This is a genomic window from Aliiroseovarius sp. YM-037, assembly GCF_048060095.1.
Taxonomy (GTDB): Bacteria; Pseudomonadota; Alphaproteobacteria; order Rhodobacterales; family Rhodobacteraceae; genus JBLUOA01.
Genome location: NZ_JBLUOA010000001.1, coordinates 221,633 through 244,212 on the forward strand (window position 1 = coordinate 221,633; position 22,580 = coordinate 244,212).

Genomic DNA, 22,580 nt, shown 5'->3' on the forward strand with positions numbered 1-22,580 from the left:
ATCTGCGGTGATGCGCCTGTAAAGTAACGCTACTGACCAACGCGAATCCCCGTCCGGTCGTATTCGGTCACGACTTTCCAGACGACTTCCTGCATCCAGTCCGCCATCTCGGGCGTTGGGGGGCGTTGCTGGCCCAACCGGTGCGGCAGTCCGCGCGGATCGCGGCCATAGACGACCGCGAAATGCGCGACCGAGATCAGGTAGGTGCCCCAATCGTTGGTGTGGATATCGTCGGTAAAGAAATTCGCGATGCTGCGCACACCCGGCGCGCGGCCGGCCTGAATGTCGTCATACGCCGCGCCAAAGATCAGCGGCCCAGGCACCACGCGCAAAGCGGGCGATCCTTCGGGCCGATTGGCGTTAACGTAATCCGCGATCTGTTCCCACCGCGCCATTTCAAGCGGCAGCCTTTCGCGCCACGGGATATGGCCTTCGGGGTCGTTATAGGGGTTGTCCCAATCCGGCCCGCTGCTGATTTCGGGCCAGCTTGCGTAAAGGATGGTTTCCGCCCCGTCGCCGCCATTACCACGGTTCCACGCATGTTCAAACCATTGAAGTGTAACGGTTTCTGAGTTGTGCCAAGGCATCGTGTTCGACAGCGGAACACGCTCTGTAATGATAAGCGTATCGTAATTCGCGATCTCGGATTTCGCGTCCGGCATGGACTCATGCGGGCGGTGTTCCCAGCGCGCTTCCATCGGGCTTCCGGCGATTGTGGAGCGGTCCACGACCGCACCCCGCACGCCGGACACCGTCACCATCTGCCGAAGCAGGTCTGGGATCGGGTCGGTCAGGCTGTGGCCCGAATGGATCGTCCGCGCGGTCAGCGGGCGTCCGGGATTCGTGTCTGAGGATTGGGCAGTGGCTGGGGCCGAAAATCCGATCAGGATGGCCAAGGCCAGCAAAGCAGGCGGGCGGAGTGTTGAACACAATAACCGGGGTACCGATAACATCTTCGATATTCCTTTGTTTCTATATTGGTTTGAACAATCAAACCGGGTTCAAATGCGTATTTCTAAAATAGGGTCGTTCGTAATTGCGGACGCAGAATAGCGGCCGACCCCATCATATCGCAAGATTTTCCTTTAGGAAACGCCTCACTGCTGCGGGGCGGTTTCCGAAAGTTGCGTCTTGCCGTCGCGCATCCCCAGTTCATAAGCGACGGGCTGGCCGTCTGCGGTATTGCCGTTTTGGTCGAATCGGCGGGGGTCGCCGCTCGCATCCGTGCGATCCCAACCGATGAGGGTTCCGCCCTCATCATAGCGGAACGTATCACGCCAACCCGCAGACCAATGCAGGATCGGATCGAACGCCGCCCCGCGCCCAACGGCGTCGTAGTCGATTGAGAGTAACCGCCCCGCATCGTCGTAACGCCTGACCTGATGCGTCGGAAAACTGACCGAGACGAAAGCGGGCGCACTGAATTGGAGGCCATTCCACGCAAACACACCGATATCGACGCGCGGTGACAGGCGTGGCTCTCTCCGGTTGATCGGTCGGGCGTCTTGCCAGCCGAATTCAATCCGCGCCCGTGTTCCGGTCTGATCGAGCGGGGTGATCTGCACCGCATCAGGATTACCGCGCAGAAGCACCCAAGAGAACGTCAGATCACGGTCGTTCGGGTCAACGGTTCCATTCGCTGAAATCACCATCTCGCGCGGCGTATCGAAACCGCGCCAGACGCGGGCGACGGCGGCGGGGGTTGTGAACAAGCGCTCCGACAGATTGGCGAGGCCCGCGCTGGTCGAAAACGTGTCCTCCTCAACCCGCAGACGCACCATAGGTGGGATGTCTTCTGGCAAAAGCGCGGCGGCGTGAGAGATCATGCGCTCCGGCGATAGCCGTGCCGCGTCGAAAACCGTTGGATGGGTCGCGCCGAGCAAATAGTTCTCTGCGTCATAAACCCCGGTCTGGTTGCGCCGCAGCAGCATTTGCAGCGTCGGCGCGATCAGGTTTTCCTCTTTCAGCCGCTGGCGCGTTTCCGGGCGGAACGCCGCGACGCTCATCAACAGCGCCCGCAGAAACGGCTGGTCAGACCCGGAGGAGCCTTGGGTCGTCACCGTATAAGGCCAGTTGGCGGGGAACAGATCGGCTGCGTCGTGGTCCCGGTGTTCTGGATAGACATAAAGGTGGTTCGCCGCATAGGCGCGGAAGGCGTTGGAGGGACCAGACGCCGACGTCATCGCCTGCCGGGGCAGGCTTCGCGGCGCTGGGCCGTCCGTCAGAGCGGTTGATGAATTGCCGAGGGTTGGCACCGGGAACAGCAGTTGCCCGGCAAGGCCGTAGCCGATGTCAGACGCCTGCAACTCAGGCCCATAGGTCACGCGGGTCAGTCCGGGGAACAGGTCGGGGGGAAGGGCGGAATGGCCTCGATCCCGATTGTCATAAAGCAAACCCGCAAACCCCGCCGCTTTCCCTTGCACAAGTAACCGCCGCAAGAGGCCCGCTCCGGGTTCGTCTACGTTACCACCGATCACCGGGCTTTCGGGTTCGCTGGCAGGCAGAGTCAGTCCGGGCGCTCGCAAACCCAGCGGGCCGAGATCGACGATGTCTTGAGGTTTGAGTTGAACATCGCCAGCAACAACGGCGTTCGGCAGTGTTGCAAGCAGAACGGCAATTCCGCACGCAACCAAACCCGAAAGGTGCGCCTTGGTCGCACCTCTTCTGTGGTTATTTCTTTTCAGTATACATGTCATCGCGCGGTCGAACCTTGGCGGGAATTCCAAAGGCAACGTGGCGTGCAGGCACGTCGTGCGTGACAACCGCGTTTGCGCCGATCAATACGTGGTCCGATACCGTGATCGGTCCGAGAATCGCGGCCCCTGCGCCAATATCGACATGCCCCCCGATCGTTGCCACGCGCTGTGCGTTCGCGGTTCTTCCGATTGTCACGTGGTGAAAGATCAGGCAATTCGGGCCTATGATCACGTCGGGATGAATGACGATACCCGTCGGATGCGGCAAAATCAGACCGCCGCCGATCTGTGCGGTCAGGTCGATTTCGGACTGCGTGATAATCGACCAGAAGCGATGAACGATGACCCACCATTTGCGATGGGCCTTCGCCCAAACTCCACCCTTTTCGCTGAGCGCCTGATAACGCCTGATGCTGCGGATCAGTTTGCGCGAGGGATCCCACCACGTTCTTGGAACCTCTCGCGACCAGTCCGCTTCGGATGCCGAGACCCAGGGGTCTTGCCGATGCCGATAGGCGGTATCTGTGTCCGAGGTTGTCACGCGGATCGCCGTTGGAAGAGCGCTTTTAGCGCGAGGCCCGGCAGGATAACGATGCAATCCCAATACCGTTTGGCGAGCCGCTTGGGGTTCGTCACCATGCGCCAGAACCACTCCATCGCGATTTTTCGGACCCATCGCGGCGCGCGGGTCTGGCTGCCGGCGATAAAGTCGAGGCCCGCGCCGATCGACACGAACCCGCAGTTCGGCAGATCGGTCGTGGCACGAGCGGCCAGACGTTCCTGCTTGGGCGCGCCGAGGGCCAGAAAGCACATCCGCGCGCCGGACTCTCCGATCTGCTTCAGGCACTTTCCCGCGGCGGCGCCTTCTGGGTCAAAGCCATAGGGCGGCGCAATCCGTGCGACAACGCGCAGGCCGGGGTGGTCGGCTTCCAACTGGGCCGCGGCGGTGTCTAGCGTTTCCTGCGTCGCGCCAAGCATCGCAATCGGCGCATCAAGCCGCGCCGCGAGCGCGGCCAGCGGTTCGATAAGTTCGGACCCCGGCACAAGCTCTGCCGGGCGGCCCGCGATCTTTGAGAGCCAGACGACCGGGTTGCCGTCCGCGACGATATGGCTGTGCTGGGCGTAGGCCGTCTTGAACGCAGCGTCGCGCCGCATTTTGACAATGTGATCAAGGTTCAGTGTCGCAACCGCGAACCCGCGCCCATCGCGCAGGTGGGTTTCGATACTGTCCAGCAGCGCCGCCTGCGAGGGCGTGTTCAGCATCGACAGCGCGTCGCCCTCGGCGCTGGATCGCTGCCTGCTGGGTATCTCGTCTTTCATTGTCTCACTCATCACATATTCGCCCATCCACCCGGTGTTCATGGCCGAAGGTCCCTATTTTGTCCATTATTCTAGCGAAGAGTGGCGAAGATATGGCCTGAGCGGTGGATTTATAACACCGCTTCACCTTGACGATCCGCCGCCCACGATTTTTAAGCGCGGCGAAGGCGCCCGTGCTCAAAATCTCAATTTCGCCGCATTGGGCTTATAGCTGAGGGCAGGTTTGGAACCCGCCGCGGCATCAGAGGAAGAACAGGAACTGGAATGAAAAAGCGCGTTCTCTTGACAGGTGGGGCCGGATTTATCGGGTCGCACACCTATGTTGCGCTGGTTTCGGCGGGCTATGACGTGACAATCCTCGACAATTTCGAGAATGCGCAAAAGACGGTTCCGGCGCGGCTTGAGCAGATCACCGGCACGCCGATCAAGCTGATCGAATGCGATATTCGCGATGAACAGGCGGTGATGGCCGCGTTTGAAGGGCGAGACTTCGACGCCGTCGTCCATTACGCCGCGCTGAAAAGTGTGCCGGAAAGCGATGCCGACCCGCTTGGCTATCATCAGACGAACTGTTCCGGTCTGATCCATGTTGCCGCGGCGATGCAGGCGCATGGGGTCAATGCCATCGTGTTTTCATCAAGCGCCGCGGTTTACGGCAGCACCGACGACATCCCGATTGCCGAAGACACTCCGCCCGCTCCGCAGAACGTCTATGCGCGGACAAAGCTGTTCGGCGAGGAATTTCTGACAAGCATCGCCGCCGCGAACCCTGCTTTGCGCACGGGTATCCTGCGGTATTTCAACCCGGTCGGCGCGCACCCGTCTGGCCTGATCGGCGAAGACCCGAGCCTTCCGCCCACAAACCTCGTCCCGGTTATCGCGCGCGTCGCAAATCGGCAACTCGACAAACTGATGGTGTTCGGCGGTGCCTATCCGACGCCGGACGGGACGGGCATCCGCGATTATATCCATGTGCTCGATCTGGCCGAGGGGCATGTGCTGTCGTTGAATGCGCTATTGAACGAGGGGCAGAGCCACCTTGTGAACCTCGGAACGGGACGCGGTTATAGCGTTCTGGAGGTGCTGCGAACCTACGAAGACGTCATTGGCCGACCCATCCCGCATGAAATCGTCGATCCCCGACCCGGCGACGCCGCGGTGTCCTATGCTAAGACCGCTCTTGCCAAATCCCTGCTGGGGTTTGAGGCGCGGCATGGCCTGAAATCCATGTGCGAAAGCAACTGGGCGTTTTCCGGCAAAGACTGACGCCGGGAGTTGGCGGAAAGCCACAGCTGCCGGCCCACACGGGGGACAAGCTTGTGTCAAACGCAGGGGTTAATATAAACGCCACCAAGAAGTTGCGTTGCATCAATCCTATGATTGGGATCCGTGTTGAAGAGTCTTGCCCCGACCAGTCGCCTCAGGGTTCTGGTCTCCATCATCAATTACAAAACCGCTGATCTTACGATTCAGTGCGTTTGTTCTGTTCTGGATGATATCGAGGGTCAGGCAGTGCATGTGGTCGTGGTCGACAATGCGTCGGGCGATGGATCGGCAGAGAAGATCGAAGCGTGGATTGCCGACCAGCCCCCAACGACGCCAATCAGTTTGCTTCGGTCGGATAGCAATTCCGGCTTTTCCGGCGGTCATAATCAGGGAATCGGCGTGGCGGAGGCGGAATTCTACCTCGTCCTCAATTCCGACGCTTTGCTACGGCCCGGATTTTTCAAGGCGATCCTTGCGGCGGCAGAGGCTCAGCCCGAGGCTGGCTTGCTGGCCCCACGGTTGGAGTTTGACGACGGCGAAGTTCAGAACAGTTGCTTCCGTTTCCCAACCCCGGCAAGCGAATTGATCCGGGGCGCGGATACAGGCCCTGTGTCGAAACTGCTTCACCGTTATGACATCCCCATCGAAATGCCCCCGGCGCAGGATCAGATCGGCTGGGCCAGCTTTGCGTGCATTCTGTTGCGACACGACATGGTCGAAGCGGTCGGCACGATGGATGAAGGCTATTTCCTCTATTTCGAAGACGTCGCCTATTGCTGGAAGGCGCGGAAGGCCGGGTGGACCATCGCCTATGTCCCCGACGCCCGCGCCGTGCATTTTCGCGGCGGCAGCGGCCCCGTAAAGCAACGCGCGCGGGATTTCGAACGACTGCCGGCCTATTACTATGCCTCGCGCACCCGGTTCTTTTATCAGGCTCACGGCTTGATAGGGTTGTATCTGGCGAACGCCCTGTGGCTGGCTGGCCGTTGCATCGCCAACCTGCGGCGGCTGGTAGGCAAGCCGATCCCAAAGGCAAACCGGGCCGAACTACGCGATATTTGGACAAATGCCCTGACGCCGCTTGGCGACCGGCGTGCGGAAGGTAGATAACAGATGGCGCTTCCAGATTTTCTTATCGTTGGTGCGATGAAGTGCGGCACCAGCACGCTTGCCGCGCAGCTTGCGAACCAGTCCGGCATCTACATGGCGGATGAGCAGGAGACGAATTTTTTCTCCGATGACCCAAACTACGCCAACGGCCTAGGCTGGTATGAGGATCTGTTCGCCGCCGCCAACCCGTCCGACATCAAGGGCGAGGTCAGCACGCATTACACCAAGCTGCCGACCTATCCCGACTCCCTGTCCCGCATCGCCGATGCCGTGCCGAACCCCAAGATCATCTATATGATCAGAAACCCGATCGCCCGCGCGGTGTCCCAATATATTCACGAATGGTCGATGGGGAATATGGGCGGTGATATCGACGATGCCTTCGCCCATCACCCGGAACTGATCGCCTACAGCCGATATGCGGAACAGATCTCGCCCTACATTGAACGCTTTGGGGCCGAAAACGTCTTTATCTCAAGCCAGGAAAAACTGTTTGAAAACCCGGATGCCGTGCTTAAAGAAGTCTGTGCGTTTCTGGGCTACACGGGCGACCCGAAATGGCGCGATGACCGCGCGGCGGAAAACGTGTCGGCCGAGCGGATTAGACGATTTCCACTTCATGGCCTCATTTTTGACAATCCCGTCGCGGCATTTATGCGGCGGACACTGGTGCCCAAATCCATTCGAGACAAGATCAAGAAGGGACGACAGATGCGGACCCGCCCGACCGTTTCCGACGCGCTGAAGGCGTCATTGGAAAAGACCTTTGCGGCTGACTACCAGCGGCTGATCGGGCTTCATTCTGACGCGACGGGCCTTTCCTCTAGCTATCCATTCGTGAACCGATGACAGACGAAACAACAGTTGGCGCGGTCATTATCGGCCGCAATGAAGGCGAACGTCTTGTCCGGTGCCTCGATTCACTGGTCGATGCGGGGGTGCCGCTTGTCTATGTGGATTCCGGGTCGACCGATAACAGTTTGGCCGAGGCGAAGGCCCGTGGCGCGCTGATCGTCGAACTTGATACTACTGTGCCATTCACAGCCGCACGCGCCCGCACCGAGGGGTTTGAGGCGCTGGCCGCAACCGGCAGCCTGCCCGACTACGTGCAGTTCGTGGATGGTGATTGCGGGGTTGAGCCGGGCTGGATCGCGGCGGGCAAGGCGGAACTGGATCGCGACGACAAGCTTGGCATCGTTACCGGCTGGCGGTCAGAGATTCACCGCGACCACAGCATCTACAACGCGATTTGCGATTTCGAATGGCACCGCCCGGCTGGCGAGATTGTCGCCTGTGGTGGCGACATGATGGTGCGCAGCACTGCGTTTCAAGAAGTCGGTGGGTTCAACCCGGTCGTCATCGCCGGTGAGGATGATGAGTTTTGCGTGCGTGTCGGCAAGGCGGGCTGGAAACTTCGCCGCCTGCCACTGGCGATGACCCGGCACGACGCCGCGATGACCCGGTTTTCGGAATGGTGGCGCCGTGCGGTCAGAACTGGCCATGCCTTCGCACAGGTCGGCGATATGCACGACGGGTATTTCGGCCCTGAACGCCGCCGCGTGCTGATCTTTGGTGGGCTGCTGCCGCTGATCGCATTGATCGCGCTGTTCGTTGCGCCTTGGGTGCTTCTGCTGGTTGCGCTTGCTTATGTCGTGTCTTACTGGCGCACCGTAAAGGGGTTGGAGCGTGACGGCCTGCCATCGGGCGAGGCCGCGCATCAGGGAGTATTTCTGTCCCTGTCCAAGTTCCCGAACATTATCGGCATGGCAACATATTTCTGGCGCCGTTTGCGGGGTCATAAAATGAACATCATTGAATACAAATAAACAGATCGGATCTGATTGTGAGTGGGTTTAGTTTTGGCAGATCGTAAAATTCGAACCGGTATCGTCGGTGCCGGGAACATCTCGGATTGGCATGTGGCGACGTTGCGGACGTTACCCGATGTCGACTTGGCCGCTGTTTGCGACGTGTCCCTTTCGGCAGCCGAAGCGCTGGCATCGGCAAACGGGGTCGCGGCGTTTTCATCGCTGGACGATCTGATCGCGTCGGGAACGTGCGATGCGGTTCATATCCTGACGCCACCGCAGTTTCACCGCGACGTCGCAAAGCAAGCGCTTGAGGCGGGTCTGCATTGCTTCGTGGAAAAGCCGGTGGCCCTGACCCACGCCGACGCGGTTGAGATTGAAGAGGCCGCGCGCAACGCGGGCCGCGTCCTTGCCGTTGGCCACAACTTCATGGGAACGCCAAGCTACGAACGCCTCAAGGCGCGGGTGAAGGCTGGCGATCTGGGCCGTATCACCAGCGCCGATATCTGCTGGCACCTGCCGCTCGCGCCGCTGCGGTCAGGCCCGTTCGGCATCTGGATGCTGCGCGAAACGCAGAACCTACTACTGGAACTTGGTCCGCACCTGTTCGGGTTCGCTATCGACCTGTTCGGCCCGCTGGAGGTCGAGCATCTGAGCGTCGGCAAACCCATCGAATTGCCCGGCGGCGGTGGCACCCGCCCGCAAAGCTGGCGCGTCACGGCGCGGGCTGGCGATGTCGATGTGTCGATTACCCTGTCGCTGGTTGAGACGACCGATGACAGGTCTGTCGTGGTGCGGGGATCAAGCGGTTACGCGCGGCTTGATTACGGAACCGACACGCTGATCGTGCGCGGAGAGAATGCGTCGGACGTCATCGTAAATGGCCTGCGGTCCGAGATGTCGGCGGCATGGCAACATCTGCGCGAAGGCACGGTCAACGCCGCGCGGCAACTGATTTCACTAAACCGCAAGTCACCCTACGGGCTCAGCTTTCGGGGCGTGATGGATGCGTTCTACACCGCCATTCGCAATGGCACGGATATCGACAGCCGTTTTTCCGGGGCCTCTGCTGTGACCGTGATGAAAGCCATCGACGATACGCTCCGGCTTTTGCCGAAGGAAAAGCCGGTGTCGCTGCCAAAGCCGAAAAGAAAGCCGAACCCGAGCGTTCTGGTGATCGGCGGCACCGGGTTTATCGGGCGCTGCCTGACCCGCACGTTGGTCGACCGGGGCTATGACGTGCGCGTGCTCAGCCGCGGGCGGACCGGCCCGTTCGACGATTTGCCTGAGCAGGTGGAGGTCATGTCAGCCTCGCTTCGCGACCCGGACGGTCTGAAGGCGGCGATGGACGGTATCGATGCCGTCTACCACCTCGGCAAATCGCTCGATTCAACATGGGAAGCGTGTTTGCAGAACGATGTTGGCGTAACCGTCGATGTCGCCCGCACAGCACTGGATGCGGGGGTAAAGCGCTTCATCTATACCGGCACGATCGCGTCCTACGACATGTCGGACCCCGGCGCGACCATTACCGAGGACACCGGGTTTGCCGACGACATGACCGACCGCAACCTTTATGCGCGGTCAAAGGCGGAATGCGAAAGACGCCTGATCGAGATGCAAAAGAACGACGGGCTGCCCCTGACGATTGCCCGGCCGGGTATCGTTGTCGGCCCTGGCGGGCCGCTACAGCACTGGGGCATCGGGCGCTGGCATGGCGCAGGCGCCGTTCGGATATGGGGCCACGGCAAGAATACGCTTCCCTTTGTTCTGAACGACGACATCGCCGACGGGCTGGTGAAGATGATGGAGTCCGACGCCGCAGTGGGCAAATCCTTCAACCTGATCGGGGAGCCGATGTTTTCGGCCCGCGATTATTTCGACGCGATCCACGAAGAACTTGGCGCAAAGATCCGGGTCAGTTCCGGCAATCTGTTCGTTTTCCACCTGACGGGCAGCGCAAAGCACGTGTTGAAACAGTATATCCTGCGGAAGTCTCCGCCGCCGCGCGCATCCTATAAAGACTGGAAGTCGCGGGCGCATTTCTCTCCGTTTGATAACAGCCAGCCGAAACAGGTTCTGGGTTGGCAGCCGGAGGCGTCACAGGCGGAGTTTATCCGACGCGCGGTGACTCAGGCGAATTTGCTAGGCTTCTAAGGCCCTGTTATGCGAAAAGACCTTAGGAAAAGTTGATGTTTGATCGTGACTTGCGTTTGCACCAGACGAAAATTGTGAAGAGCCCATTAATGCGTGTGGCCTATCTGACCAACTACTATCCGAAGATCAGCCACACGTTCATCCGGCGCGAGATTCTGGCGTTGGAAGGGCAGGGCGTCGAGGTAATGCGCTTTTCCCTGCGCGGCTGGGACGCGGAACTGGTCGACCCGATTGATCAGAGTGAGCTGGAAAAGACGCAATACACGCTGAAAGACGGCGTGGCGCCGTTGCTGTTGAACATGCTGCGCTGCATGGTGAAGCGACCGGGGCCGTTCTGGAAGGCGGTGAAGACGGCGCTTGCGATGTCGCGCAACGGTGTCCGCCCGTGGCCCTATCATCTGATCTATGTTGGGCACGCCTGCCGCATTTGTCGGTGGATGGAGGGCAAGGGCGTCACCCACCTCCACGCCCATTTCGGGACCAACCCGGCCGAAATTGCGCTTCTCATTCATATTCTGGGCGGGCCGAAATACAGCTTTACTATTCACGGTATGGATGAGGCCGACAATGGCGGCCGATTGGCCTTTGATCGGAAGGTCGGGGGCGCGGCGTTTGTCGCGACGATCAGTTCCTACACCCGTAGCCAGCTTATGCGCCACGTCCCGCCCGATGTCTGGCCCCGCCTGAAAGTCATTCGTTGCGGGCTGCCCGCAGGTGCGTTTGAGGAGGCGACGACAGAACCGTCGAAATCCCCGGTCTTTCTGTGTATCGCCCGGCTGAGCGCTGAAAAGGGCCACATGCTGCTGCTGGAGTCGTTCGCCGATGTGTTGAAGAACAACCCCGACGCAAAGCTGGTCTTCGCCGGGGACGGCGATCTGCGGCCCCTGATCGAGGCGCGTATCGAGGCGCTGGGCATCGCGCACGCCGTTCGGATCACGGGCTGGATCAGCTCGGATCAGGTGCGGGCCGAGATTCAGGGCAGCCATGTCCTCGTCCAGCCGAGCTTTATCGAAGGTCTGCCTGTCGTGATGATGGAGGCGATGGCGCAGGAGCGGGCCGTGATCTCGACCTATGTCGCAGGTATTCCTGAACTGGTCCAACCGGGTAAGACCGGGTGGCTGGTGCCTGCGGGCGACAGCGATGAACTGGCGAACGCGATGGAAGCCAGTATCACGACCCCCCACGCCACCCTGATTAAGATGGGCCGCGCCGGTCGAAAACTGGCGCAGGAACGGCATAATATAGAAACCGAAGTCGCGCGGCTTAGCACGAATTTTGCCGAGACGTGCTAGGTGACGCCTCTGCTGAAAAAGGCTGCCTTCGCGGCGCTGAGTTCACCCCCGATCTACGGACATCTGCAGAAACGCGCGCTGAAGAGCGATCCGCTCACGATCCTCTGCTATCATACGCTTGGCCCGGACGCCGACGACATGGACGCTTGGACCGTTCTGCGCGTCAGTGATTTCCAGCGACAGGTCGCCGCACTTCGCCGAACATATGACATTGTCAGTCTGGATGACGCACTGGACCCCGAGCGGCGAGGAGAACGCCCGCAGGCGGTGCTGACCTTTGACGATGGCGATACCGGGCTGTTCACCCATCTGCTGCCGATTGTTGAGGCCGATGCGCTGCCGGTGTTGATCTATGTCGCCACGCGGCAGATCGAAACCGGGCAGCCATTCTGGTTCGACCGCGTGATGAACGCGCTACAGACCAGCGGGGCGCGGATAAACCTTCGCGATACGGGCTTGGGGGAGTGGGCAGTTCCAGACACGACGGGCGCGGATAAATGGGAGGTGATCTCAGGCATCCTCGAAGCGCTCAAAACCGTGGCACCGGATGAACGGGACGCGGTCGCCGATCGGATCGTCGCCCAAGCGCCGGATAGGGGCGCGGCCCCAACACCGCTCGTGCCCGTGTCGCGCGATCAACTGGCGGAGCTTGCGGCGAACCCGAATGTCGGCATCGGCGCCCATAGCCACTGTCACAGTCTTCTTGACCAAATCCCGCTGGACGCCGCGCGGGAAAGTGTCGCCATGTCGAAAGCCCTGCTGGAAGGCTGGACAGGCCAGAATATCCGGCATTTCGCCTATCCGAACGGCAATTATACCCCGGAGCTGGGGGCGATGATCGCTGATCTGGGCTTCGAATCCGCGACGGTTCTCGATTCGGCACTGGCATCGCGCAACGGCGATCCTTTCGCATTATCGCGACTCGCAATCGGTCGATACGACTCACTCCAGCGGTTCAGGCTGCGGCTGGTCGGCCTCTAAACATGCCAAAATAGGCGGAAATCCCCGCTTTTCGCGTGTCACCGGGTCGGCAAACTTATGCCGGTTAACCCCAAATTGACGAAGTTCCGCGCAGATAAATCCCGAAACACGCCGAAAACCGCCGAAATCCGAAAAGCGTTTTGGGGTCGGGTTGCGCTGTTAACGAAATTGAAACAGTTCGTTCATCGTCAAATCTTGCGAAATCACTCATTCGCAAAATCAGTCAGAAAGTTTTGGAAGCGAGAGAACAATGCTCGACGCGATCTCCTGTGAGAGACAGCTCCTTCGGAGTTCCTGCCTCGAATCGAACCTTGATTCGTTGGCCCTGGGGCGTGTCGCGGGCCAACTCGTTGCGATGAAAAGGAAATCGGCACTTTCCCGCCGAGACACATTCCTGCCCTCATTCAGCCCTTCTAGGGCCGCTAACGGGCAACAAAAAACCAGAATGAGTAAGACTGAATCAATGTGGTCAACAAAAGCAAAGTGGGCAATGTCATGAGCCTTTTCGCCGAATTCTTCGCACTCCCCTCCGGGATTTCGAACCTCTCACAAATCGACTTCGACGCCGAACCGACGGCCACCGATACAGTTGATCAGCTCGATACGATGCACAGCAACGATCCTTTCTGGGCGGGCGGCCGCACGGATGATTTCGCTGCACGCTACACGGGCAACCTCAACATCAATAAGGGCGGGACATACACGTTCTACCTGTCCTCTGATGACGGGTCTGCCCTTTATATCGATGGCACGCGCGTCATCGGGAACGACGGTCTGCACTGGACGATCGAAGAAAGCGTGACACTCGACCTGTCCGCCGGCGCACACGATATCGAAGTGCGGTATTTTGAGCAGGGCGGCGCACAGTCGCTGGCGCTTGACTGGCAAGGCCCGGACAGCGACGGCTCTCGCGTTACCTTGTCGGGGTCGAGCATTAGCCACGGCGGCGTTGATAACGACGATGGCGGTCACGATGACGGTGGTCACGATGACGGCGGTCACGACGATAACGGACACGACGACGGTGGGACCAATGCGATGTCCGGCCTTCGCGCAAGCTACTATGCGCTGGCCTCCGCTGTTTCCAGCCTGAATCAGATCGACTTTGACGCGACGCCGACAGCGACGGGCATGGTCGAACAGCTCGACACGATGCGCAGCTTTGATGCGTTCTGGGAAGGCGGCGTTACGGACGATTTCGCAGCCCGTTATACCGGCGATCTGAATGTCGAGCAGGGCGGAACTTATACGTTCTACCTCTCTTCCGACGATGGCTCCGCACTTTATATCGATGGCGAAATGGTCATCGGCAACGACGGTCTGCACGGCACGCAAGAAGAAAGCGTTACGCTTGATCTGGCCGCTGGCGCTCACGACATCGAAATCCGCTATTTTGAACGCGGTGGCGCACAAACGCTGGCGCTTGACTGGCAAGGGCCAGACAGCAACGGCGCGCGGGAAACGATCACCGGCGACAGCTTTAGCCATGGTGGCGAAGATGATGGTAGCCACGACGATGGCGATCATAACGATGGCGGCCATGACGACGGTGATAATGACGATGGCGGCCACGACGACGGTGGCCATGACGACGGCGGCCATGATGATGGCGGCCATGATGATGGCGGCACCAACCCGATCTCCGGCCTCCGGGCGAGCTATTTTGCCCTGTCCTCTGCTGTTTCCAGCCTGAACCAAATCGACTTTGACGCGACGCCGACGGCGACGGGCATGGTCGATCAGCTCAACACGATGCGCAGCTTCGACGCGTTCTGGGATGGCGGCGTGACGGATGATTTCGCAGCCCGCTACACCGGCGATCTGAATGTCGAGCAGGGCGGGACGTATACGTTCTACCTCTCTTCCGACGATGGCTCCGCACTCTATATCGATGGCGCCCGTGTTATCGGGAATGACGGTCTGCACGGCACACGCGAAGAAAGCGTTACGATTGATCTGTCCGCTGGGGCGCATGACATCGAAGTTCTGTACTTCGAACGTGGTGGCGCTCAAACGTTGGCGCTGGATTGGCAAGGCCCGGACAGCAACGGCACGCGGGAGACGATCTCCGGCGATAGCTTCAGCCATGGTGGCCAAGATGATGGTAGCCATGACGACGGTGGTCATGACGACGGCGGCCACGACGATGGTGGCCATGATGACGGTGGCAATGACGATGGCGGACATGACGATGGTGGTCACGATGATGGCGGCACCAACCCGATGTCCGGCCTTCGGGCGAGCTACTTTGCGCTGGCCTCTGCTGTTTCCAGCCTGAACCAGATCGATTTTGACGCGACGCCGACGGCGACGGGCATGGTCGACCAGCTCGACACGATGCGCAGCTTTGACGCGTTCTGGGATGGCGGCGTGACGGATGATTTCGCAGCGCAATACACTGGCGATCTGAATGTCGAGCAGGGCGGAACATACACGTTCTACCTGTCTTCCGACGACGGCTCTGCACTTTACATCGACGGCGAAATGGTCATCGGCAACGACGGTCTGCACGGCACACAGGAAGAAAGCGTCACGCTTAACCTGTCCGCCGGCGCACATGACATCGAAGTCCAGTATTTCGAACGTGGCGGCGCACAGACGCTGGCGCTGGACTGGGAAGGCCCGGACAGCAACGGTGCGCGGGAGACGATCTCCGGCGATAGCTTCAGCCATGCAGGTCACGACGATGGCGGTCATGATGATGGCGGCCACGACGATGGTGGCCATGATGATGGTGGTCACGACGACGGCGGCAATGATGACGGTGGCCACGACGATGGCGGTCACGATGACGGTGGCCACGACGATGGCGGTCACGACGACCACGGCGGCGGCATCACGCCCCCGTCGACGCCTGCGGAGATCGAAGCCTTTGTTGCTGCGGTCCGTGCGCAGACGGACAGCCATTCGCATGGCGACAATGCGGGCATGGCGCAGGAGCACATGCAGGTGCTTGATCTGGTGCCGCATGCCGAAGTGACGCATATCGCGATCAACAATGGTGACTGGTTTGATCCGGGCACCTGGTATCAGGGGCAGATCCCCGGCGAGGGCGCGCAGGCGATCATTCCCGAGGGCCTTTCGGTCACTTACGACGGCGAAAGCGACGCATCGCTGTTTACGCTCCGTGTCGATGGCGAGCTTAGCTTTGCCACCCAGACCGACACAAGGATGGTGATCGACACGATGGTGGTCTCCCCGACCGGGCGGCTCGAGATCGGAACCGAAGACAACCCGATCGCCGATGGCGTGAACGCCGATATCGTGATCGCCAACAACGGCAATATCAACACGAACTGGGACCCGCAGCTGTTCTCGCGCGGGGTGATCTCGCACGGTGACGTGGAGATCCACGGGGCCGAGAAGACCGCGTTCCTGAAGGTCGACGATGCGCCGATGGCGGGCGACACCTCGATCACGCTGGCCGAAGTTCCCGAAGGCTGGCAGGTTGGCGACACGCTGGTCCTGAGCGGCACGCACAAGCAGGGCTGGGTCTGGGACAATGACGAACGCCGCGTCATCCACCGCGAAAGCGAGGATGAAGAGGTTGTTATTACCGGGATCAACGGATCGACCCTGACCATCGATCGCCCGCTGGAATACGACCACGACACGCCGCGGGCCGACCTGTCGGCCTATGTCGCGAACATGTCGCGCAACATCACCTTCTCAAGCGAGGATGGCGAGGGAACCCCGCTGCATCACCGCGGCCACGTGATGTTCATGCACAGCGACGATGTCGACGTGCGCTACGCGGCGTTTGACGATCTTGGGCGGACCGACAAGTCGGAGCCGGCCTTTGACGTGGGCGATCTTGGCCACGTTGCCTCGGACAGCAACATCAAGTCGCGCTACCCGTTCCACCTGCACAAGACCGGGACGGAAGCGCAGGAAGATCCGGCGATTGCGATCGGCAACACGGTCAGCGGCTCACCCGGCTGGGGCTTTGTGCACCACCAGAGCCACGCGACCTTCACCGACAACGTGGCGTTTGACGTCTTCGGCGCGGCCTTCGCGGCCGAGGACGGCAACGAAACCGGCATCTGGTCGCACAACATGGCGATCCGGTCCGAAGGGATCGGCTGGGGCGACTTCATGGCGAAGGACGCCGGCGACGTCGCGCGCCACGACAATGGCCGCACCGGCGACGGCTTCTTCTTCGCCGGCCGCCTCGTCGAGGCCAGCGACAACGTCGCGGTGAACACCACCCACGGCTTCGTCTGGATGCACAGATCGGCGCCGCTGGACCCGCTTTCGGAAAACATGAACCAGCCGGAATTCGCATACGGCGCCGAAACGATACCGCACGACCACGCGGTTATTCAGGGCTTCCACAACAACGAAGCGTTCGGCACGTCAGTCGGTCTGATTGTTGTCAAAGCAAGCTTTGAACAATGGCATGACGGACGCAGTGTGTTCGACGGCTTTCTGAACTGGGAGACGGCATATGGTGTCGATATCTCCTACACGTCGCACTATACGTTCCAGGACTTTGACCTGATCGGGACCAACAGCGACATTCCGTTCATGGAGGCCGCGACCGGATTCAATCTGGGTGCCGACGCATTCGATATGGTCATGAACGGCCTGAACATCGAAGGGTTCGAGACCGGCGTCGATCTGGACCCTATTACGGTCCACTTTGATCCGGCGGACGTGAACTTTGACAACGTCCTGATCGACGTGACGATGTCGGATGTGACAAACCAGTATCACGGGTTCAACTCCGGGCGTCACACGATCATGAGCTCTTCGCAGCTTAATACGGGTGAGCTTGGCTTCACGATGACCGGCGACACGGTGATTTCGGAGGGCGAGACCCTATTCCTGAACGGGTTCAAGACGGACTCCATCGGGACGCGAGATCGTCAGTTTGCGGGTGATACGCAGCGGCTGACCTTCTACGACAATATCGCGCCCTTGATCGCGAACGAGGGCTACTACAAAACCTCAGATGGTCGGAACGTGATCCTTGTCGAAGATTTCATCTCTGACCGCGCAACGGGTGAGCTGTTCAAGTTCAGCCATGTCATCACGCTCGACATGACAGACCAGCAGATTGAACGATCCTGGGCGATCGAGGATCATGGCGGGCCACAATATAACGGTATCATCAACTTCGATAACCGTGCGGCGGAAACGCAGGACGACTTCGCGTCGACCAATGCGGGTGAGGATGTGTTCATCGACGTGCTGGCCAATGACTTCCACGCTGCGGGCGACGATCTGCGCGTTGATGGTCTAAGCACGACGCCGAACGGCAACGTCTATGTGCAGGATGATGGGCGCCTTCTTTACCGCCCGAATCCCGACTTCACCGGCACAGACACGTTCGATTACTGGGCCGCCGATGAAGATGGACAGTTTACGCAAGGAACCGTGACTGTTGAGGTTTGGGACATCTAACAATCATTCTACGTGCACCGAATTTCGTTTCGGCCTATAATAAATAGGGTATTGAAACGAAATTCGGTGTCACGCGGATGATTCTTCGAACTATCCCGCCGATTTCGCGTGCAGTTATTTATTTGGTTGGGCTGAGTATTGTTGCCCTTGCGGTTTACGCTCTGATCGCCCTGACAACCGCCGCGAACCGGCCACAGCTAATCTATACTGGTCCCGTGCATGACGCGCGGCCATCGACGTATGGCGTTGGGCTGGCCGGTCTGGCGGATTGGAGCACGCAGAATCCCTTCATCGACGTGATGAAATCGGGCCGGACGTGGATTGGCCATACCAAGGATCAGTCGCCGGCCTGGACCCATGCCGACCTTGCTGATGGCAGGTATCTTGATCGCAACGGTTGGGTAAAGCAGATCCCGGAAGAGCTTTCGGCGATTGAAACCCTGATCCTGACCGAACAGCCTGAGCAGGGCGTTTCGCTAAGTGGCAGATACCTGCTGCGCTATGACGGAACCGGGGCGCTGACCGTCGGCCATAAAGCCGAAGACATCATCGCGGCAGAAGGTGAGGTTTCATTCACCTATCGTCCGACCGGCCAAAGCTCTGTCAGTATTCGGATTGAGGAAACCGACCCGAACGACCCGATCCGCAACATTTCGGTCGTGCATGAACGCGATATTGACCGCCATGCTGAGGGGCAGATTTTCAATCCTCTGTGGCTCGCCCGGATCGGGGACATGCGGGCGCTGCGGTTCATGGATTGGATGCAGACGAATAACTCCGGGGTTGTGAAGTGGAACGAACGCCCGCTGCCCTCGGATTATACATACACCCTGCGGGGTGCCCCGGTCGAAGTCATGGTGGCGCTGGCGAATGAGCTTCGCGCCGATCCTTGGTTCACGTTGCCGCATCTTGCATCTGAGGATTACGTTCGCAATTTCGCGGGCTATGTGAAGGCCAATCTTGATCCGCCACTCAGAACCTATGCGGAGTTTTCAAACGAAGTTTGGAATCAGGGCTTTGGCCAAGGCGCGTGGGCGCAGCAGAACGGCGCGACCCTGTTGGGTGCGGATGTTTACGATGCCCACGCCCAGTTCGCCGGTGTTCAGGCTGCGCGGATGGCGGATATCTGGGCCGATGTTTATGGTGCTGACGCCGAGCAGCGTCTTGTGCGGGTGATCGCGACGCAGACGGGATGGGCGGGGTTAGAGAATGCGATTCTTGAGGCGGACGGGCTGATCGAAGCCGACGACACCGTCACGCACCCGCCCTATGAAAGCTTCGACGCCTACGCGATCACCGGATATTTCAGCGGGCGCCTCGGAACGGCGGAAAAGGCGGACACCGTGCGCGCTTGGATCGCAACCAGTTGGCAGATGGCCGAAGACGACGCAGAGGCGATCGGCCTGCTGGATAGCGCGCGTCAGACTTACGTGGAAGAGCACAAATACGACCACGCCATATCGCTTGCCCATGATGAAATCTGGGACGGTTCGCTGACCGGCGACACGCAGGACACGCTTTACACCTATCTGAACTACCTGCTGCCCTATCATGCGGACGTCGCCGCGCGGCATGATCTTGATCTCATTATGTATGAGGGCGGAACCCACGTTGTCGGTATCGGAGAGGTTCGTGAAGACGCTGTTCTCAATGACTTTTTTGCCGAACTGAACTACTCGACTGAGATGGGTGCACTTTACGATGCCCTTCTGCGCGGGTGGGCGGAGTCGTCGGGCACGCTGTTCACCGCCTATGTCGATGTCGGGCGACCGAGCAAATGGGGCAGTTGGGGCGCGCTGCGGCATCTTGATGATGAAACGCCGCGCTGGTCGGCGATTTTGGCGGCGGGGCAGGCGGCCATGGTTCATCGCATGGGGATGTTCAAACAGGGCGGCATCACGCCCCCGTCGACGCCTGCGGAGATCGAAGCCTTTGTTGCTGCGGTCCGTGCGCAGACGGACAGCCATTCGCATGGCGACAATGCGGGCATGGCGCAGGAGCACATGCAGGTGCTTGATCTGGTGCCGCATGCCGAAGTGACGCATATCGCGATCAACAATGGTGACTGGTTTGATCCGGGCACCTGGTATCAGGGGCAGATCCCCGGCGAGGGCGCGCAGGCGATCATTCCCGAGGGCCTTTCGGTCACTTACGACGGCGAAAGCGACGCATCGCTGTTTACGCTCCGTGTCGATGGCGAGCTTAGCTTTGCCACCCAGACCGACACAAGGATGGTGATCGACACGATGGTGGTCTCCCCGACCGGGCGGCTCGAGATCGGAACCGAAGACAACCCGATCGCCGATGGCGTGAACGCCGATATCGTGATCGCCAACAACGGCAATATCAACACGAACTGGGACCCGCAGCTGTTCTCGCGCGGGGTGATCTCGCACGGTGACGTGGAGATCCACGGGGCCGAGAAGACCGCGTTCCTGAAGGTCGACGATGCGCCGATGGCGGGCGACACCTCGATCACGCTGGCCGAAGTTCCCGAAGGCTGGCAGGTTGGCGACACGCTGGTCCTGAGCGGCACGCACAAGCAGGGCTGGGTCTGGGACAATGACGAACGCCGCGTCATCCACCGCGAAAGCGAGGATGAAGAGGTTGTTATTACCGGGATCAACGGATCGACCCTGACCATCGATCGCCCGCTGGAATACGACCACGACACGCCGCGGGCCGACCTGTCGGCCTATGTCGCGAACATGTCGCGCAACATCACCTTCTCAAGCGAGGATGGCGAGGGAACCCCGCTGCATCACCGCGGCCACGTGATGTTCATGCACAGCGACGATGTCGACGTGCGCTACGCGGCGTTTGACGATCTTGGGCGGACCGACAAGTCGGAGCCGGCCTTTGACGTGGGCGATCTTGGCCACGTTGCCTCGGACAGCAACATCAAGTCGCGCTACCCGTTCCACCTGCACAAGACCGGGACGGAAGCGCAGGAAGATCCGGCGATTGCGATCGGCAACACGGTCAGCGGCTCACCCGGCTGGGGCTTTGTGCACCACCAGAGCCACGCGACCTTCACCGACAACGTGGCGTTTGACGTCTTCGGCGCGGCCTTCGCGGCCGAGGACGGCAACGAAACCGGCATCTGGTCGCACAACATGGCGATCCGGTCCGAAGGGATCGGCTGGGGCGACTTCATGGCGAAGGACGCCGGCGACGTCGCGCGCCACGACAATGGCCGCACCGGCGACGGCTTCTTCTTCGCCGGCCGCCTCGTCGAGGCCAGCGACAACGTCGCGGTGAACACCACCCACGGCTTCGTCTGGATGCATCGGTCGGCGCCGATCCCGCCCCTGTCCCACACCATGCACCAGCCCGAGATCGCGTATGGCGCTGACACCATTCCGGTGGATCACGCGATCATTCAGGGCTTTCACGATAACGAAGCCTTTGGCACGCAGATCGGCCTGATGGTCATCAAAGGCAGCGCCGAACAATGGCATGACGTGCGCAGTGTGTTCGACGGCTTCCTGAACTGGGAAACGTCCTATGGCGTCGATATCTCCTATACTTCGCATTACACGCTGATTGACTTTGATCTGATCGCCACCACCAGTGAGATTCCGTTCATGGATGCGGCGATAGGCTTCAACCTCGCGACCAATACGTTTGACTTTGTCCTGAACGATGTGACCGCACATGGGTTTGAAACAGGCGTCGACCTGCAACAGACCTTCACGTTTGAGGTTGAACATGAGGACGTCGCGCATGTGCTGATCGACGTCGAAACATCCAATGTGCAGAACGCTTATGTCGGATTGAACCCGTCGCGCCACGCGGTTCTAAGCTCGGACCAGCTAGCCGAGGGGCGGTTGGAGTTTGAGATGACCGGCAACACGACCATCGCGGTGGGCGAAACGCTTTACCTCAATGGCACCAAGACGGATTCCATCGGCCCCCGCAATCGGCAGTTCAGCGGCGACACCCAAAGGCTTGAGTTTCACGAACGCATCGCGCCCCTGATCGTGAACGAGGGGTATTACAAGACCGAAGACGGGCGGAACGTGATCCTTGTCGAAGATTTCATCGCGGACCGCGCGACCGGAGCGCTGCATAAGTTCGCGCATGTAGTTACGCTCAACATGACGGATGATGAGATTGAAAATTCGTGGTCCGTCGATCACTGGGGCGGGGCACTGTTCAACGGCACGATTGCCTTTGACGACGTGGCCCCTGAAACGCAGGACGATGCCGCGGCGACACAGCCCCGTCAGGATGTGTTGATCGATGTGCTGGCCAATGACTCACACGCAGCGGGGGCACCGCTTCGCGTTGACGGGTTAAGCACGACACCGAACGGCAACGTCCATATTCAGGCGGACGGGCGTCTGCTTTACCGTCCGAACCCTGATTTTGTCGGGACAGACAGGTTCCACTACTGGGCGGCGGATGACGATGGGCAGTTTACGCGGGCGACGGTGACTGTCGAAGTATCGGAAAACCAGATATGAAACGACGCGCCGAAGAAGCATCCGCCGGGTTATCGTTCCCTGTTCCCCAAACGACCGGAACCGGGTAAGACGACC

At 60.0% G+C, this 22,580-nt stretch carries 13 protein-coding genes; 9 read left to right on the top strand and 4 right to left on the bottom strand.

Annotation, left to right across the window (positions count from 1 at the left end; all coding sequences use genetic code 11):
* Positions 1–29 precede the first annotated feature (29 nt).
* The 4 genes from ACEWPJ_RS01075 to ACEWPJ_RS01090 all read right to left on the bottom strand — a co-directional run bounded on the left by ACEWPJ_RS01075 (position 30) and on the right by ACEWPJ_RS01090 (position 4,058).
* Positions 30–953 (bottom strand): hypothetical protein, encoded by a 924-nt coding sequence (locus tag ACEWPJ_RS01075; protein ID WP_416510307.1) that lies wholly within the window; start codon positions 951–953, stop codon positions 30–32.
* Positions 954–1,097: 144 nt separating this feature from the next.
* Positions 1,098–2,633 (bottom strand): hypothetical protein, encoded by a 1,536-nt coding sequence (locus ACEWPJ_RS01080; RefSeq protein ID WP_416510308.1) that lies wholly within the window; start codon positions 2,631–2,633, stop codon positions 1,098–1,100.
* A 37-nt stretch (positions 2,634–2,670) separates the two neighbouring features.
* Positions 2,671–3,237, bottom strand: coding sequence for a serine acetyltransferase (locus ACEWPJ_RS01085; protein WP_416510309.1), 567 nt, complete (start codon positions 3,235–3,237; stop codon positions 2,671–2,673).
* The gene (locus ACEWPJ_RS01090; protein ID WP_416510310.1) at positions 3,234–4,058 is read right to left on the bottom strand and encodes a WecB/TagA/CpsF family glycosyltransferase; all 825 of its coding nucleotides are present in this window, start codon (positions 4,056–4,058) and stop codon (positions 3,234–3,236) included. Before ACEWPJ_RS01090 ends, ACEWPJ_RS01085 begins: the two co-directional genes overlap by 4 nt.
* Positions 4,059–4,280: 222 nt before the next feature.
* Between ACEWPJ_RS01090 and galE the strand changes: the two genes are divergently transcribed.
* From galE to ACEWPJ_RS01135, 9 genes are all read left to right on the top strand, one after another.
* Positions 4,281–5,282, top strand: coding sequence for a UDP-glucose 4-epimerase GalE (gene galE / locus ACEWPJ_RS01095; protein ID WP_416510311.1), 1,002 nt, complete (start codon positions 4,281–4,283; stop codon positions 5,280–5,282).
* A gap of 123 nt (positions 5,283–5,405) precedes the next feature.
* Positions 5,406–6,392, top strand: a complete 987-nt coding sequence (locus ACEWPJ_RS01100) for a glycosyltransferase family 2 protein (protein ID WP_416510312.1) — start codon at positions 5,406–5,408, stop codon at positions 6,390–6,392.
* Between the two features lie 3 nt (positions 6,393–6,395).
* The gene (locus tag ACEWPJ_RS01105) at positions 6,396–7,241 is read left to right on the top strand and encodes a sulfotransferase domain-containing protein (RefSeq protein WP_416510313.1); all 846 of its coding nucleotides are present in this window, start codon (positions 6,396–6,398) and stop codon (positions 7,239–7,241) included.
* Positions 7,238–8,218, top strand: a complete 981-nt coding sequence (locus tag ACEWPJ_RS01110; protein WP_416510314.1) for a glycosyltransferase — start codon at positions 7,238–7,240, stop codon at positions 8,216–8,218. The genes ACEWPJ_RS01105 and ACEWPJ_RS01110 overlap by 4 nt, the downstream gene beginning before the upstream one ends.
* A gap of 33 nt (positions 8,219–8,251) precedes the next feature.
* A complete protein-coding gene (locus ACEWPJ_RS01115) occupies positions 8,252–10,357 on the top strand; it encodes an NAD-dependent epimerase/dehydratase family protein (protein ID WP_416510315.1) in 2,106 nt (701 codons plus the stop codon).
* An 89-nt stretch (positions 10,358–10,446) separates the two neighbouring features.
* Positions 10,447–11,649 (top strand): glycosyltransferase, encoded by a 1,203-nt coding sequence (locus ACEWPJ_RS01120; protein ID WP_416510316.1) that lies wholly within the window; start codon positions 10,447–10,449, stop codon positions 11,647–11,649.
* The gene (locus ACEWPJ_RS01125; RefSeq protein ID WP_416510317.1) at positions 11,650–12,630 is read left to right on the top strand and encodes a polysaccharide deacetylase family protein; all 981 of its coding nucleotides are present in this window, start codon (positions 11,650–11,652) and stop codon (positions 12,628–12,630) included.
* Between the two features lie 495 nt (positions 12,631–13,125).
* Positions 13,126–18,036: a PA14 domain-containing protein gene (locus tag ACEWPJ_RS01130; RefSeq protein ID WP_416510318.1), complete on the top strand. Its 4,911-nt coding sequence runs from the start codon at positions 13,126–13,128 to the stop codon at positions 18,034–18,036.
* 77 nt (positions 18,037–18,113) lie between these two features.
* Entirely contained in the window at positions 18,114–22,505 is a 4,392-nt protein-coding gene (locus tag ACEWPJ_RS01135) for a G8 domain-containing protein (protein ID WP_416510319.1), read from the top strand.
* Positions 22,506–22,580: the final 75 nt, after the last annotated feature.

Coding starts and splice junctions, on each gene's coding strand:
- ACEWPJ_RS01075 (WP_416510307.1), bottom strand. CDS start 953: ATGTTATCGGTACCCCGGTTATTGTGTTCAACACTCCGCCCGCCTGCT.
- ACEWPJ_RS01090 (WP_416510310.1), bottom strand. CDS start 4,058: ATGAACACCGGGTGGATGGGCGAATATGTGATGAGTGAGACAATGAAA.
- galE (WP_416510311.1), top strand. CDS start 4,281: ATGAAAAAGCGCGTTCTCTTGACAGGTGGGGCCGGATTTATCGGGTCG.
- ACEWPJ_RS01105 (WP_416510313.1), top strand. CDS start 6,396: ATGGCGCTTCCAGATTTTCTTATCGTTGGTGCGATGAAGTGCGGCACC.
- ACEWPJ_RS01110 (WP_416510314.1), top strand. CDS start 7,238: ATGACAGACGAAACAACAGTTGGCGCGGTCATTATCGGCCGCAATGAA.
- ACEWPJ_RS01120 (WP_416510316.1), top strand. CDS start 10,447: ATGCGTGTGGCCTATCTGACCAACTACTATCCGAAGATCAGCCACACG.
- ACEWPJ_RS01130 (WP_416510318.1), top strand. CDS start 13,126: ATGAGCCTTTTCGCCGAATTCTTCGCACTCCCCTCCGGGATTTCGAAC.
- ACEWPJ_RS01135 (WP_416510319.1), top strand. CDS start 18,114: ATGATTCTTCGAACTATCCCGCCGATTTCGCGTGCAGTTATTTATTTG.